Source organism: Lysobacter sp. HA35, assembly GCF_054061195.1.
The window spans coordinates 1,779,323-1,794,858 of sequence record NZ_JBSSDY010000001.1 but is presented as its reverse complement, the minus strand read 5'-3'; the positions used below and the strand labels follow the sequence as shown (position 1 = coordinate 1,794,858).

The window sequence follows — 15,536 nt, the reverse complement described above, 5'->3', positions numbered from 1 at the left end:
CCGCCCGGCGATCCGGTCAGAATGCGCGAATGAATGCGCAGGACGACACCATGGATGCGGCCCCCGATGCCGACCGGCTCCACCGCCTTTTCAATGACCTGCGTGACGCCTTGCAGGCCGAGATCGTCGGGCAGGCGACGCTGGTCGAGCGTCTGCTCGTCGCGCTGCTCGCCGATGGCCATCTTCTCGTCGAAGGTGCGCCCGGCTTGGCGAAGACGAGCGCCATCCGCGCGGTCGCGTCGCGACTGCATGCGGAATTCGCGCGCGTGCAGTTCACGCCTGACCTGTTGCCCGCCGACCTGACCGGCACCGAGGTGTGGCGTCCGCAGGACGGACGCTTCGAATTCCAGCCCGGTCCGATCTTCCATCACCTGCTGCTCGCGGACGAGATCAACCGCGCGCCCGCGAAGGTGCAGTCGGCATTGCTCGAAGCCATGGGCGAGCGCCAGGTCACTGTCGGACGCGCGACGTATCCGCTGCCGCCGCTGTTCCTCGTCATGGCGACGCAGAACCCGATCGAGCAGGAAGGCACGTTCCCGCTGCCGGAGGCGCAGCTGGACCGTTTCCTGATGCACGTTCGCATCGGCTACCCCGATGCGCACGTCGAAACGGAAATCCTTCGGCTCGCACGCGAACGTGCGCGCGATGTGCTCGACGGCAATACGACAACCTCCACCGCGACCGTCGAACGTCTTTCGATCGACGATGTCTTCGCCGCGCGTCGCGATGTGCTGTCCCTCCACGTCGCGCCCGCCGTCGAGCGCTATCTGGTCGAGATTGTGCTGGCGTCGCGCGATGCACAACGCTACGACGCCGCGCTCGCGCGACGCATCGCCTGGGGTGCGAGCCCGCGCGGATCGATTGCGCTGGAACGTTGTGCGCGTGCGCACGCATGGCTCGCCGGCCGCGACTACGTGACCCCCGACGACGTGCGCAGCGTCGCGCCCGATGTGCTGCGCCATCGCGTGCTGCCGAGCTTCGAGGCGACCGCCGAAGGCTGGGACGGCGGACGCCTCGTCGCCGAGCTGCTCGCGCGGGTGCCGCTGCCCTGAGCGCACCGCCATGCGCAACGACACCACCCCGACAATCCCCGACGGCGTAACGCCGACGATCGCCGAGCTCGTCGCCCTGCGCGGCGTCGCGGCGAGCCCGCGCCACCTGCGTCGTGTCCGCACCGCGCATGCGGGCTTGGCGAACTCGCCCATGCGCGGACGTGGCATGGAGTACGCCGAGTCGCGCGAATACACCGTCGGTGACGATGCTCGCCATGTCGACTGGCGACTTACGGCGCGCACGGGACGCGCGCACACCAAGGTTTTTCACGCCGAGCGCGAGCGCCTGACGCTCCTCGTCGTCGATACCAATGCCGCGCTCTATTTCGGAACGCGCGTGAGATTCAAGTCAGTGCAGGCTGCGCGCGCCGGCGCGGTGATCGCTTGGCACGCCGTGGGTGAGGGTGATCGGGTCGCGGTATTGCGTGCGAGTCCGCGCGAAGCGCCGGTGTCGCCGGCCGGCGGTCCGCGCGGCGCGCTGCGCGTCATCGATGCATTGTCGCGTTGGTACACGCAGCGGCCTGACGACGACCTCGGGCTATCGATCGCACTCGAACGCGCGCAGCGTCTGATGCGTCCCGGCGCGCGCATCGTCGTGCTGGCCGATCCCTCGAGTCTCGAAGCCGTGCCGTTGCAGCGATGGAGTGCGCTGGCGCGGCACCACGACGCGGCCATCGTGCTGCTCAACGATCCCATCGAAACCGCACCGCCATCGCTGCGCGTGCCCTTCGCGACGAACGACGGCCGCGTCGAAGTCGCGCTCGACGACCGTGAAACGCGCGACCGCTGGCTCGCACGTTTCGCTGCGCCACTGCAGCGCGCGACCGAAGCGCTGCCCGGTCGCGGCGTCCGCGTCATGGGGCTGTCGACCACCGATGCGTCGGAAAGCTGCCTCGCGCTTCTGCGCGGCCGCGTCGCACAGGTGGCCTGATGGCGGACGGCCTGCTGCTGCGCGACGTGCATCGCCCGCCGGCTCCGCCGCTATGGCCGCCCGCACCGGGCTGGTGGTTGCTGCTTCTTGCGGTGATCGCGGTCGTCGCGATCGTCATGTTCGTTCGCCGACATCTTGCGCGTCGCCGGGCTCTCATCATGGCGTTGTTCGACGACGACATCGCGACCGCCGACACGACGACCGCACGCCTCGCACGCAGCTCCGAGCTTCTTCGCCGCGCCGCACGCCGCGTGCGTGGCGACGCCGATCGCCTCGATGGCGACGACTGGCTGCGCTTTCTCGAAACACGCGACCTGCATTTCGTCGACGGCCCGGGCCGCCTGCTGCTCGATGGCGCATTTCGCCCGAAGGTCGACGAACGCGCGGCCGACGAAGCCGTCCGCCTCGCGCGCGAGCGCTTCGTGCAACTGATGGGGCGCCGCGCATGATCGGCCTGCGCGAAGCCTACGATCTGCTGCAGTGGCCCGCATGGCTGCTGGCGGTCCCGCTGCCGTGGATCGCGTCGCGACTGTTGCCCCCGCCGCGAAGCGATGGCGCTGCGCTGCGCATGCCGCTGTCCGAACGCCTGCGCGAGATTGTCGGTACGTCGATGACGCAGCCGCGACGTGGCGTCGGCGTGCTCGCCGGAATCGCATGGATCCTCTTGTGCATCGCTGCGGCGCGACCGCAGGAACTCGGCCCGCCGACGCAGCCGCCCGCGAAGGGCCGTGACCTCATGCTCGCGCTCGACCTGTCGGGCAGCATGAACGAGCCGGACATGGAACTCGGCGGCAGTCCGGTCGATCGGCTCACCGCGGCGAAAGCGGTGCTGTCGGACTTCATCGACCGTCGCGCGGGCGATCGCCTCAGCCTGCTCGTGTTCGGTCGACAGGCGCACGTGCTCACGCCATTCACGCTCGATCGCGACACCGTGCGCGATCAGCTCGCTGACAGCGTGGTCGGGCTCGCGGGGCAGGAAACCGCAATCGGCGACGCGATCGGCCTCGCAGTGCGCCGGCTGCGCGACCAACCCACTGGCGAGCGCGTGCTCGTCGTATTGACCGACGGCGTCAACACCGCGGGCGTGCTCGATCCACGCAAGGCCGCGCGCATCGCCGCCGACGCAGGTGTTCGCATCCACACCGTCGCGTTCGGCGGTGAAGGCGGCATGTCGCTGTTCGGCTTCCGCATTCCATCGCCGGGTGGCGACGATGAAATCGACGAGGCAACGCTGCGCGACATCGCCGGCACCACCGGCGGACGCTTTTTCCGTGCGCGCGACACCAACGAGCTCGCGGGCATCTATTCGGAGATCGATCGCCTCGAACCGATCGCACGCCCAGGCCGCGCGGTGCGTCCGCACATCGAGCGCTACCTGTGGCCACTCGCAGCTGCGTTCGCGTTCGCGCTGCTCGCCGCGCTGCAGTGGAGGCGCGCGACATGATCGCGCTGGGCCCGCTCAATTTCCTCCGACCCGAATGGCTGTTCGCGCTGCTCGCACTGCCGGTGCTGTGGTGGTGGCTGCGTCGACGCGGGTCGAGCGATGCCGCATGGCAGCGTGCCGTCGATCCGCATCTGCTGCCGCATCTTCTCGCGCCGGGCCGCGCTGCGACCCATCGGTTCGCCGCATGGACGGGGATGCTCGCGTACGCATTGGCCGTGGCTGCACTCGCCGGCCCCGCATGGCGTCAGCTCGAGATGCCGGCATGGGAAACACGCGAGCCGCTTGTCATCGCAGTCGACCTGTCGAGCGCGACGGTCGCCAACGATCTGCCGCCAACGCGCCTCGCGCAATTGCGTGCACGCCTCACGCGACTGCTGCAGTCGCCGCGCAGCGGACCCGTCGCGCTGGTCGCATTCGCCGATGACGCATTTACCGTCGCACCGCTGACCGACGACGCCGCGAACGTCGCACTGTTCGTCGACGCGCTCGAACCCGCCGTCATGCCGATCGACGGCCAGTCGCCGGCACGCGCCATCGCTCAGGCACGGCAGTTGATCGAGCGCGCCGGCTTTCCGCGCGGCCGCATCGTGCTCGTTACCGATCACGCGGACGGCACGTCGCAGCGCGCTGCGCGCGATGCCCAGAACGCCGGGATCACCGTGTCGGCGCTTGGCCTCGGCACGCCGGACGGCAGCACGATCCGCACGACGGGCGGATCGACGGTGCGCGTGAGTCTCGACGAAGCATCGATGCGCGCACTCGCCAGCAACGGTGGCGGTCGTTACGCACGCCTCGCGCTCGACGGCAGCGATGATGCAGTGTTCGCAACGGGAACCGGCGCAGGAGCGAAGCACGGCGAAGGCGGCCGCGCATGGGCCGACGAAGGCTTCCGCCTCGTGCCATTCGTGATGCTGCTGGCGCTGATCGTGCTGGTGCGACGTCCGCGTGCCGCAGTGCTGCTGCTGGTCGTCGCGTTGATCCCGCGCCCCTCGTTGGCAGCCGATCTGTTCCATCGCCCAGACCAGCGCGCCTGGAAGGAAATCGACCGCGGCATCGATGCCTATCGTCGCGGCGAGTTCGACGAGGCAGCGACGCAGTTCGAAAAGTCCGACAGTGCGGATGCGAACTACAACCGCGGCAACGCGCTCGCGAAAGCCGGACGGCTGCAGGATGCGGTCGCCGCGTACGACGAAGCGTTGCGTCGCAAGCCCGGTATGGCCGATGCGATCGCAAATCGAAATGCTGTGCTGCAGGCCATGAAGCGCCCTCCGCAGCAGCAGAAGGGCGGACAGCAGCAATCGGGCAAGCAGGGCGGCATGTCGCAGCAGTCGCAACAACCGCGCAACTGCAAGCCGGGTGATGCGGCGTGCAACGGCAAGTCGCCGTCTCCGCAGGCGTCCACCGGCCAGACGCCGCCGCCGAAGCAGAACGGTACATCGCAGCCGAAACCCGCGGACGCGACGCGCCAGTCGCAGGCCGATGCCGCACAACGCGAGCGCATGCAGCGCGCATTGCAGCAGGCGCAGGCAAAGGCGGGTGCGGACAAGGCGAAGGCGCAGCCGATGACGCCGGAACAGCGCGAGCGTCGACTGTCGGACGAAGCCGCACTGATGCGCGTGCCCGACGAGCCCGGCAACCTGCTGCGCGAGAAGTTCCGGCTCGAGTACGAACGCCGGCAACTCGGGGGACAACGCTGATGTGCGTCGCGCGCTTTCTCGCGATGTTCGTTCTGCTCGCGTTCGCGACGGTCGCCGGTGCGCAGACGCGTGCATGGCTTGATCGCGACCGCATCGCCGTCGGCGAGACTACGACGCTCAACGTTGAGACCGACGCCAACGATGCGCCGGATTACGCGCCGCTGCTGCGCGACTTCGACCTGAGCGGCCAGGCGAGCCAGCAGCAACTGCAGTGGGTGAACGGACAGATCAGTCGTCGCAGCCTGTATGCGGTTGCGCTGCGGCCGCGACGCGATGGGCTGCTGAGCATTCCGTCGCTGCATGTCGGCGGCGCGAATACGCAACCGCTGACGTTGCTCGTCACACCGGCGCCGAACACGCCGACCGTGTCGGGCAACGCGGATGTCTTCATCGAAAGCGAAGCCGATGCGCAGGACCCGTATGTGCAGCAGTCGGTCGGCTGGGTCGTGCGCCTGTATTCGGCGATTCCGCTGATCGCGGGCCAGCTCGACCAGCCCGAGCCGACCGGCGCGAGCCTGCAGCGTGTAGGCGACGACGTGCAGTACCGGCGCGTGGTCGGTGGTCGATCGTATGTGGTCACCGAACGCCGCTTCATGCTGGTGCCCGAACGCAGCGGTGAACTGGTCGTGCCTCCGGCGAGTTTCGAAGGGCGCGGCACCGGCAACGCATTCGACCAGTTGTTCGGCGATGGCCAGTCCGCACTGCATGCCGTAGCGCGGCCGCGCATCCTGCACGTGCGCGCGATTCCGGCCAACGCGGCGACGCCGTGGCTGCCATTGCGCGGCCTGACGATGCGTTATCTCGAACAGCCGAACCAGGCGCGCGCCGGCGGTGCGTCGAACATCGTGGTCGAAGTCGAGGCCGATGGCGCAGGCGCTGCGCAGTTGCCCGACCTGCAGATCACCGCACCCGACGGCGCGCAGGTGTTCCCGGAGCGTCCGCAGTCGGACGAATCGATGGTCGACGGACGCCCGCATGTTCGCGAGCAGCGCCGTTTCTCGATCGTGCCGTCGCGTGCGGGCACGCTCAGTATTCCCGGCCCGCGCATCGACTGGTGGGACAGCCGTGCGGGCGAAGCACGTTCGACGCAGCTGCCGCCGATCACGCTGGCGGTCGCGCCGGGCGCGCCGTCCGAAAATGCCGCGTCACGCGGCGAGGCACCGTCGGGCGTGCCGTCCGCGAGTGGGCCGGATCGACGCATGCTCATCGGCGTCGTTGCCGTGCTGACCGCGTTGCTGCTCGTCGGCGCGGGACTGTGGCGCTCGCGTTCGGCGCGTCGCGATCAGATGGTCGTGTCGACAGCGCCGCGCGTCACCGCGACGCCCACGTACAGCCCGACCTCGACATCCTCGCCGCCGCCGTTCCCGGCCCCGGGCAATGTTGCCCAGCCACCTCCGATCCCGACGCGCACCGCAGAGGCGACGTCGACCGCAACCGAACCAGGCCTCAAGCGCGCGCTCGAGCTCGGCGACTTGTCGGACATCGACGCCGCACTGCGAACCTTGGCCGGAGGCGACACGCTCGACCTCGAAGCCGTGGCCGCGCGCCTGGATGACGCAGCACAACGCGATGCGGTCGATCGCCTGCGTCGCGCGCGCTGGGGCGGTGGTGATCCGGCCGATGCGCGCGCGCGCCTGCGAGCTGCGTTCGCGTCGGGTCCACGCTGGCGCACCGCCGCGACGCGCGAGCGAGATCCCTTGCCTCCGCTGTACCCGCCGACCTGAGATCGGCGGCGTCGACCGGTCGCGCTGCTTTGTTAAGCTCGCATCGCTTCGACGGAGAACGCCCAATGCACGCAACGAATCCCGCCGTCCGCCGCGGCCTTCCGCTGCACGTGAAGGTCCTGCTCGGCTTCGTGCTCGGCGCCGTCATCGGCCTCATCGTGCACGCGACCACGCCGGACGCGCCGTGGGTCGCGCATGTGATCGCCTACGTCGCCAAGCCGTTCGGCCAGGTCTTCCTCAACCTGCTCTTCATGCTCGTCGTCCCGCTGATGTTCTCGGCGCTGGTGCTCGGCGTCGCGGAGCTCGGCGACATCGCGAGTCTCGGCCGGCTCGGCTGGCGCACGCTGATCTACACCGGCGCGGTCACCGCCGCAGCCGTCGCGATCGGCCTCATCGCCGTGAACGTGTTGCAGCCGGGCACGCACATGTCGCCCGATCTCATCCAGAAGGCGATGAGCAGCAACCTGGCGAAGGCGAGCGAAATCGCCACGCAGGGCAACCAGCTCAACTTCATCGACCTCCTGGTCAACATCGTGCCGCACAACATCGTGAGCGCGATGGGCAACGACAAGGAGAAGCTGGGCATCGTGTTCTTCGCGCTAATGTTCGGCATCGGCCTGGTGATGAAGCCGACGGCCGGCACCGAGGCCTTCAAGAACGCGCTGCACGGCCTGTTCGAGATCTGCATGCATCTGATCGGCATGTTCATCAAGCTCGCGCCGTACGCGGTGTTCTGCTTCATGTTCGTGCTGTGCGCGCAGCTGGGCCTCGACGTGCTGCTGAGCCTCGGCTGGTTCGTTCTGACGGTGCTCGTCGCGATCGCCATCCACGGTTTCGTAGTGTTGCCGCTGTGGGTGCGCTTCATGGGCGGCATGTCGCCCCTGGTGTTCTTCCGCGGTTCGCAGGAAGCGACGCTGACCGCGTTCGCCACGGCGTCCTCGACCGCGACGCTGCCCGTCACGCTGCGGGTGGCCGAAGAGAACCTTCGCCTGCCGCGCAAGGTTTCGCGTTTCGTGCTGACCGTCGGCGCATCCGCCAACCACCACGGCACCGCGCTGTTCGAAGGCATCACCGTGCTGTTCCTTGCACAGGTCTACGGCCTGCACCTCGGCCTGGGACATCAGCTCATGGTGCTGGTGCTGTGCATCCTCGGCGGCATCGGCACCGCCGGCATCCCGTCCGGCTCGCTGCCGGTGATCGCGATGATCTGCGGCATCGTCGGCCTGCCGGCCGAAGGCATCGGCATCATCCTCGGCGTCAACACGTTCCTCGACATGTGCCGCACCGCACTCAACGTGACGGGCGACCTCGCCACCGCGGTCGTCGTCTCGCACCGCAGCGGCGAAGCCGACGTGCCGGATACGTTGCCGACGCAGGGCGGCCTGGGGCACTGACGCCCAGCGGCCGGGCACGGCGCGGCAGGGGATGGGAGAATAGCGGGCTCCCGCCGCCGCCCGCTCCCCGATGACCACGCCGACCCGACGCGAACTCGCCAACGCCATCCGCTTCCTCGCCATCGACGCGGTGCAGGCCGCCAACTCCGGCCACCCGGGCATGCCGATGGGCATGGCGGACATCGCCGAGGTGCTCTGGAACGATTACCTGAGCCATAACCCGTCGAATCCGGGCTGGTTCAACCGCGATCGCTTCATCCTGTCGAACGGCCACGGCTCGATGCTGCAGTACGCGCTGCTGCACCTGACGGGCTACGACGTGTCCATCGACGACCTGCGCAACTTCCGCCAGCTCGAATCGAAGACGCCGGGTCACCCCGAGAACTTCATGACGCCGGGCGTCGAGACCACCACCGGCCCGCTCGGCCAGGGTTTCGCGAATGCCGTCGGCCTCGCGCTCGCCGAGAAGCTGCTCGCGCAGCGCTTCAATCGCGACGGCCACGCGATCGTCGACCACCGCACCTGGGTGTTCATGGGCGACGGCTGCCTGATGGAAGGCATCTCGCACGAGGCCGCGTCGCTAGCGGGCACGTGGGGCCTGAACAAGCTCGTTGCGTTCTGGGACGACAACAAGATCTCGATCGACGGCAACACCGACGGCTGGTTCACCGATGACACGCCGAAGCGCTTCGAGGCGTACGGCTGGAACGTTTTGCGCGGCGTCGATGGTCAGGACGCGGCGTCGATCAAGGCGGCGATCGAGCAGGCGCTGAGGTCGAACGACAAGCCGACGCTGGTCTGTTGCCGCACCACGATCGGTTTCGGTTCCCCGGCGAAGGCCGGCAAGGAATCGAGCCACGGTGCGCCGCTGGGCAAGGACGAAATCATCGCGACGCGCGCGGCGCTCGGCTGGACCGCGGGTGATTTCGAAGTGCCGACGCCGATTGCACAGGCCTGGCATGCGACCGACACCGGCGCGTTGCGCGAAGGCGAATGGGATCGCCGCTTCCAGGCGTACGCCGCGAGCTTCCCGACCGAAGCCGCCGAGCTGTCGCGCCGAATCACCGGTGAGCTGCCCGAAGGCTTCGTCGACGCCGCCAATGCCTACATCGCGAAGCTGCAGGCCGAAGGCCCGGTGGTCGCGTCGCGCAAGGCATCGCAGATGGCGATCGAGGCGTTCGCGCCGCTGCTGCCGGAACTGGTGGGCGGTTCGGCCGACCTCGCGCATTCCAACCTCACGCTGTGGAAGGGTTCGAAGTCGGTCGCGACCGATGACCCGAACGCCAACTACATCTACTTCGGCGTGCGCGAATTCGCGATGGGCGCGATCTGCAACGGCCTGGAACTGCACAGCGGTTTCATTCCGTACGACGCGACGTTCCTCGTCTTCAGCGACTACGCGCGCAACGCCGTGCGCATGAGCGCGCTGATGGGCGCGCACGTCATCCACGTCTATACGCACGACTCCATCGGCCTCGGCGAAGACGGCCCGACGCACCAGCCGATCGAGCATCTCGCCTCGCTGCGCTACATCCCGCACAACGACGTGTGGCGTCCGTGCGATGCGGTGGAATCGGCGGTGGCGTGGAAGCACGCGATCATCCGCAACGACGGCCCGAGCTGCCTTGTGTTCTCGCGGCAGAACCTGCCGCACCAGCAGCGCAGCACGCAGCAGGTCGCCGACATCGAGCGCGGCGGTTACGTGCTGAAGGATTCGGTCGGCACGCCGGAGATCATCCTGATCGCGACGGGTTCGGAAGTCGGCCTCGCAATGCAGGCGGCCGAGCAGCTCGGCGACAAGGCGCGCGTTGTATCGATGCCGTGCACGGAAATCTTCGACCGCCAGTCGCCGGAGTATCGCGAGTCGGTGCTGCCGAACGGCGTGCGTCGTCGCGTGGCCATCGAAGCAGCGACTGCCGATTACTGGCGCAAGTACGTCGGCCTCGACGGCGCGGTGATTGGCATGCACGGCTTCGGCGCGAGTGCGCCGATCGAGAAGCTGATGCCGCACTTCGGTTTCACCGTCGAGCGCGTGGTCGAGGCGGCACGTTCGCTGCGTTGATCGTCCGCGACGATGTTTGAACGCGGCGTCCTTCGGGGCGCCGTGTTCGTTTCAGGCCGGGAAAAACGCAGTCAGGCGTTCGGCGCGCGGTCGAGCAGGTACGATGCCGGCGTCGAGCGGCCGATGTGATAACCCTGCGCGCGATCGCAACCGAGTGCGCGCAGCACTTCGAGCGTTTCCGCATCCTCGATGCCTTCGGCGACCACGTGCAAGTCGAGCTGATGGCCGAGGTCGATGATCGCGCGCACGACGCGTGCCGAGCGCAGGTCGTGCCGCATGTCGGCGACGAAGCTGCGGTCGATCTTCAGCTCGGTCGCGGGGAACTGCTTGAGATACGCGAGCGACGAATAACCCGCGCCGAAGTCGTCGATCGCGATGCCGAGACCCGCTTCGCGTAGCGTATGCAGCATCGCGATACTGGTCATCGGATCTTCCATCAGCGCGCTTTCGGTGACTTCGAGCGTCACGGATTCGGCCGGCATGTCCCACACCGACAATGCGCCCGTGATCTGCTGCACGAGATCGCGCTGGCCGAACACGCGTGGCGAGACGTTGACGGAAAAGCGCAGTTTCGGATCGCGCACCCGAATCGCCGCGGCATGGCGGAACGTGGCGTTGAGGCTCCATCGCGTCAGTTCAGCGATCAGCCCGGTGTCTTCCGCGAGACGGATGAATACGTCGGGGCGGATCACGCCGCTGTCGGGATCGTTCCATCGCGCAAGCGATTCGTAACCACTGATCGCATTGCGGCGCAGGTCGAGGATGGGTTCGAAATGCGCTTCCAGACGATTCGTGCGCAGCGCATCGTGCAGCCATTCGTACGGCACCATCATGCGTTCGGTGCCGGGGCTGTACAGCGCGCAGCGGTCGCTCATGCGCTTCGCGTCGCGCAATGCGATCTCGGCACGACGCAGCAGCGTGGTGGCGTCGCCGCCGTGCTCGGGGGACAGGGCGAGGCCGACCGCGACCGGCGTCATCATCGCGTGCTGCCCGAACACCAGCGGCCGCTCGAATGCCCGCACCACGCGAGTGCCGGCGAGCATCGCGTGGCCGGGATTCATCAGGCCCGGCAGCAACGCAATGAATTCGTTTTCAGCGACCTGCTCGAGCACATCCTGCGGGCGCAACAACTCCTGGATGCGCTCGAATGCCGCGCGGCCGACGGCGTCGCTGGCCTCGTAGCCGTGCACGAGTCGGAACTCCTGCAGGCGCTGGATGCGGACCAGCAGGATGCCGAGGCAGTTTTCACCGGCTTCGATGCGCGCGTTGAGCCGGCGCGACAGCTCGGCGCGGTTCAAAGATAGAGCTCCGAGACGTCGATGCCTGCGTGGTGATTCGGAAGCGGTCGCACGATTTCGATCGAGCTGTCGGCCGATAGCAGGTCGAGCGTTCTGAAGCCCGACGTCAGCTGGCCGTCCGGATCGGTCAGCACCAGAACGCGCGGGCGCAGGCGACGCGCCGCGTTCTGCGACATGACCGCGACGATCTCGCCGGTGTTGAGTTCGGCCAGCGAGCCGGTGGGATACACGCCCAGGCAGCTGATGAACTGCTCGATGAGTTCGGGGTAATAGCGCGTCGTGCGATCGCGATACAGCTCCTGCAACGCGACGTGTCGCGCCATGGCTGGCGCATGCGGCCGATCGCTGGTCATCGCGTCGAAGCTGTCGACGATGGCTGCGACGCGCGCATGCAGTGGAATATCGGAGCCGCGCCGACGCTGCGGATAACCGCTGCCATCCGCGCGCTCGTGGTGGCCACTCACCATCTCCAGCACGGTGTCGCTGAAGCGGTCGTCCTGCAGCATGTGCGCGCCGAGTTCGACATGCCGGCGCACGCGCGCCATCGACATCGCGTCCAGCGGGCCGTCGCGTTCAAGCAGCGGCTGCGGCACCTGCGTCTTGCCGATATCCATCAGCATGGCGCCGGTCGACAGATCGACGAGGTAGTCCTCGGGAAGGCCGAGATGCCGGCCGAATGCGGCGGCGAGCATCGCGCAGTTGAGCGCATGCGAGTACGCGTAGCCGTCGCGACGACGCAGCGCGTTGAGCCAGAACATGGCATCGGCGTTCCGCAGCACGCTGGCGACTACTGGACGCGCCGCGGCGTGCGCGACTTCGGGAGAGATCGGATCGCCGCTGTGTGCCTGGTCGACCAAGCTGCTGATCGTTGCGGCAGTGACGTCCAGCGCTTCGCGCGCAGCGGGGATCTCGTGCTCGAAGTCGACCGTGTCGTGGTAGCGGACGGCGCCGATGCGCGGGTCACGCACAGCGGGGGTCGCGCGCTGCGGCGTGGCTGTGTCTTCGCGCGAGGTCATCATCAACGCGCCGGGCGCGATCAGGCCGGTGAGCCCCCGCGTCTGCGTCTGCTGGCTGAGCTCCACGTCGATCCACACGCTGCGGCACAGGTTCCGCAGCGTTTCGATCTGCGAAAGCTCGCTGACGTAGAAGCCCTGCAACGGAAAAGGCGTCTCGGTCCACGGGCGATCGAGGCGGCATACGAACATGCCGAGCCGCACCTGGTCCGCTTCGATCTGGCGTTCTTCGATCTGCATGCGCCCCCGCCGACGCTCCCCTGCGGACGCCGCGAACGGCAAGAGTAAACCGCCGGGGGGCGCTTACAAGTAGTCCATGGTCGGGGAGGGCGGCTGGCCGCCCACCGGGTCGCATGGCGTTGCAGGCTAAACCCGCGTGCGCGAGCCCTAGTGGCCCAGCACCGCGTTCAGCACCTGCGCCAGATGCGTTCCGCCGCGCCGAAGCTGCTCGTCGACCAGCGGGGTGAACGTGGCGACGTAGGTCGCGTCGATCTCCGGGCCCGGCGGATAGACGCCCGGTCGTGTCGCGATGCGGCACGACTGCTGCGCCCAGGCCGGCGAATCCGGCGGCAGAACGTGCTTCGGAATATCGACCGCAAGGGGCAGGGCCCGCAGCTTCGCGAGGTATGCCGGCTCGTCGAGGCCGGTCTTCGAGATCAGGCCGCTGTCCCACAGCGAATGCAGGTTGCCGCCCTTCTCGCCGCCGTCGGCGGTCGGAATGCGCACCTGCACGGTGTTGCCGCCCTTGTCGTGGGCGAACGCCGCGTGCAGCGGCTGGTGCACGTCGCCGATGAAATGCACGACGAACTTCAACGCCTGACGACGCGCGTCCAGCGACTGCGAATGGTCGGCGAGGATCGCGGTCTGCGCGCGGATCGCTTCGATCACGCAGTCGCCGTTGGGGCAGTCGCGCGGCGGCTCGTAGGTGCCGCAGCCGTTCTCGGCGATGTCGGCGTAATGCCACTTGGCGCTGCGCTTGCCGAGGTCCGGATCGTTCGCGCGCAGCTCGTCGGCCCAGTTGGCGACGCCCGCGAGCGTCGGCTCGGTTTCGCCCTTCAGCAGCTCGTCGACTTCGCGACGCGCCTGCGGCGTGAGGTCGTCCTGCGCGAGGTCGGCGACGAGCCGATGCCCAAGTGCGCCCCACGCGAAAGCGGGCGAGGCGATGCAGAAAAGGAGTGCGGATGCGAGGAGTTTTCGGGTCATCGGCGAATGGTACGCGACGGTCCCGCCGAGGCCGAGTGACGCAGGAGCCGGTTCGGGCGCCCTGCTAGAATGCGCGACTGTTTCCCGGCCGTCGCCGGCCCCCGCAGGAGCTCCCCACATGACGATCAAGGTAGGCATCAACGGCTTCGGCCGCATCGGCCGCAACGTGCTGCGCGCAGCCGTGCAGAATTTCGGCGACGACATCCAGATCGTCGGCATCAACGATCTTCTCGAGCCGGACTACCTGGCCTACATGCTGAGCTACGACTCCGTGCACGGCCGCTTCAAGGGCGACGTGTCGATCGAGGACGGCCAGCTGGTCGTCAACGGCAGGAAGATCCGCCTGACGCAGGAACGCGACCCCGCCAACCTCAAGTGGAACGAAGTCGGTGCCGACGTCGTCATCGAATCGACCGGCCTGTTCCTCGACAAGGCCACCGCGCAGAAGCATCTCGATGCGGGCGCGAAGAAGGTCATCCTGTCCGCGCCGTCGAAGGACGACACGCCGATGTTCGTCTACGGCGTGAACCACGCGACGTACAAGGGCGAGCCCATCATCTCGAACGCGTCGTGCACAACGAACTGCCTCGCGCCGCTCGCGAAGGTGCTGAACGACAAGTGGGGCATCAAGCGCGGCCTGATGACCACCGTGCATGCGGCGACCGCGACGCAGAAGACCGTCGACGGCCCGTCGAACAAGGACTGGCGCGGCGGCCGCGGCATCCTCGAGAACATCATCCCGTCGAGCACCGGCGCGGCGAAGGCCGTCGGCGTGGTGATCCCCGAGCTCAACAAGAAGCTCACCGGCATGAGCTTCCGCGTGCCGACATCGGACGTGTCGGTGGTCGACCTCACTGTCGAATTGAATGGCCCGGCGTCGTACGCCGAGATCTGCGCGGAGATGAAGGCGCAGAGCGAAGGCGCGCTGAAGGGCGTGCTGGGTTACACCGAGGACAAGGTCGTCGCGACCGATTTCCGCGGCGATGCGCGCACCTCGATCTTCGACGCGGAAGCGGGCATCGCGCTCGACCCGACCTTCGTCAAACTGGTCGCGTGGTACGACAACGAGTGGGGCTACTCGAACAAGTGCCTCGAGATGGTGCGCGTGGTCGCGCGCGGCTGAGGCGACGTCTGAAGTGCTGCACCGAACCCCGCCGATTGGCGGGGTTCTTCGTTACGGGTTCGGAATATTCCGACCTCGCGACGGGTGGCCGCCCGTCTTGTCGTCGTACTGCAGGCTGCACATACTTCGCGCCGCGCAGACGCGCAATCACAAGGAGATGTCATGTCACGCAAGACGCTCGCCGCCTGCATGGTGGCGTTGGTGGCCCTGTCCACCGCCGCAACGGCGCAGGCCGGCAAGAAGGATTCCGACGAACCGCCGAGCCGCGAGGTCACCGGGCTTCACGACGTCGAAGGCGAGATCGTCGGCACCGAGATTCCCGGCAGCCCGTTCGCGAAGCTCGAGATCGGCATGTCGTTCAAGCAGGTCGGCGACATCCTCGGTGACAAAGCCACGCACGAGGCCGACTGCGGCCAGTACATGACGGGCAAGTCGTTCATTCCGTTCCACTTCGGCGGCGACAAGGTGCGTACCGAGTGCGCGATGAAGCATCTCGGTCGTCTGGTCTTCACCAATCAGTCCGACTTCGACGGCCAGAAGGTGCTGATCAAGATCGAGTACGACGCGACCGAAGACGGTTATCGCGGCTGAGTCG

The 15,536-nt window shown here is 67.8% G+C and carries 13 protein-coding genes; 10 read left to right on the top strand and 3 right to left on the bottom strand.

Translation table 11 applies throughout. The annotated features are described in order from the left end of the window. Positions 1 to 29: 29 nt before the first annotated feature. From ACVWZN_RS08880 to tkt, 8 genes are all read left to right on the top strand, one after another. Positions 30 to 1,052 carry an AAA family ATPase gene (locus ACVWZN_RS08880; protein WP_456953491.1) on the top strand — a complete coding sequence of 341 codons (1,023 nt, stop codon included), beginning with the start codon at positions 30 to 32 and terminating at the stop codon, positions 1,050 to 1,052. Positions 1,053 to 1,062: 10 nt separating this feature from the next. After that, entirely contained in the window at positions 1,063 to 1,983 is a 921-nt protein-coding gene (locus tag ACVWZN_RS08875; protein WP_456953490.1) for a DUF58 domain-containing protein, read from the top strand. Then, positions 1,983 to 2,432, top strand: coding sequence for a DUF4381 family protein (locus ACVWZN_RS08870; RefSeq protein ID WP_456953489.1), 450 nt, complete (start codon positions 1,983 to 1,985; stop codon positions 2,430 to 2,432). The genes ACVWZN_RS08875 and ACVWZN_RS08870 overlap by 1 nt, the downstream gene beginning before the upstream one ends. Next, a complete protein-coding gene (locus ACVWZN_RS08865; protein WP_456953488.1) occupies positions 2,429 to 3,427 on the top strand; it encodes a vWA domain-containing protein in 999 nt (332 codons plus the stop codon). Before ACVWZN_RS08870 ends, ACVWZN_RS08865 begins: the two co-directional genes overlap by 4 nt. Beyond that, positions 3,424 to 5,124, top strand: coding sequence for a VWA domain-containing protein (locus ACVWZN_RS08860; protein ID WP_456953487.1), 1,701 nt, complete (start codon positions 3,424 to 3,426; stop codon positions 5,122 to 5,124). Before ACVWZN_RS08865 ends, ACVWZN_RS08860 begins: the two co-directional genes overlap by 4 nt. Further along, positions 5,124 to 6,848, top strand: a complete 1,725-nt coding sequence (locus ACVWZN_RS08855; protein WP_456953486.1) for a BatD family protein — start codon at positions 5,124 to 5,126, stop codon at positions 6,846 to 6,848. Before ACVWZN_RS08860 ends, ACVWZN_RS08855 begins: the two co-directional genes overlap by 1 nt. Before the next feature lie 65 nt (positions 6,849 to 6,913). Continuing rightward, on the top strand, positions 6,914 to 8,242 hold the full coding sequence (locus tag ACVWZN_RS08850) for a dicarboxylate/amino acid:cation symporter (protein WP_456953485.1): 1,329 nt from the start codon (positions 6,914 to 6,916) through the stop codon (positions 8,240 to 8,242). A gap of 70 nt (positions 8,243 to 8,312) precedes the next feature. Next, on the top strand, positions 8,313 to 10,304 hold the full coding sequence (gene tkt, locus ACVWZN_RS08845) for a transketolase (protein ID WP_456953484.1): 1,992 nt from the start codon (positions 8,313 to 8,315) through the stop codon (positions 10,302 to 10,304). 71 nt (positions 10,305 to 10,375) lie between these two features. On the opposite strand, the gene ACVWZN_RS08840 is transcribed toward tkt, so the two are convergent. The 3 genes from ACVWZN_RS08840 to ACVWZN_RS08830 all read right to left on the bottom strand — a co-directional run bounded on the left by ACVWZN_RS08840 (position 10,376) and on the right by ACVWZN_RS08830 (position 13,818). After that, on the bottom strand, positions 10,376 to 11,602 hold the full coding sequence (locus tag ACVWZN_RS08840) for a bifunctional diguanylate cyclase/phosphodiesterase (RefSeq protein ID WP_027082048.1): 1,227 nt from the start codon (positions 11,600 to 11,602) through the stop codon (positions 10,376 to 10,378). Further along, positions 11,599 to 12,855 (bottom strand): HD-GYP domain-containing protein, encoded by a 1,257-nt coding sequence (locus ACVWZN_RS08835; RefSeq protein ID WP_456953483.1) that lies wholly within the window; start codon positions 12,853 to 12,855, stop codon positions 11,599 to 11,601. Before ACVWZN_RS08835 ends, ACVWZN_RS08840 begins: the two co-directional genes overlap by 4 nt. Before the next feature lie 147 nt (positions 12,856 to 13,002). Next, the gene (locus ACVWZN_RS08830; RefSeq protein ID WP_456953482.1) at positions 13,003 to 13,818 is read right to left on the bottom strand and encodes a S1/P1 nuclease; all 816 of its coding nucleotides are present in this window, start codon (positions 13,816 to 13,818) and stop codon (positions 13,003 to 13,005) included. A 118-nt stretch (positions 13,819 to 13,936) separates the two neighbouring features. Between ACVWZN_RS08830 and gap the strand changes: the two genes are divergently transcribed. Both gap and ACVWZN_RS08820 read left to right on the top strand, forming a co-directional pair. Then, entirely contained in the window at positions 13,937 to 14,941 is a 1,005-nt protein-coding gene (gap, locus tag ACVWZN_RS08825; protein ID WP_456953481.1) for a type I glyceraldehyde-3-phosphate dehydrogenase, read from the top strand. Between the two features lie 162 nt (positions 14,942 to 15,103). After that, on the top strand, positions 15,104 to 15,532 hold the full coding sequence (locus ACVWZN_RS08820; RefSeq protein ID WP_456953480.1) for a hypothetical protein: 429 nt from the start codon (positions 15,104 to 15,106) through the stop codon (positions 15,530 to 15,532). Positions 15,533 to 15,536: the final 4 nt, after the last annotated feature.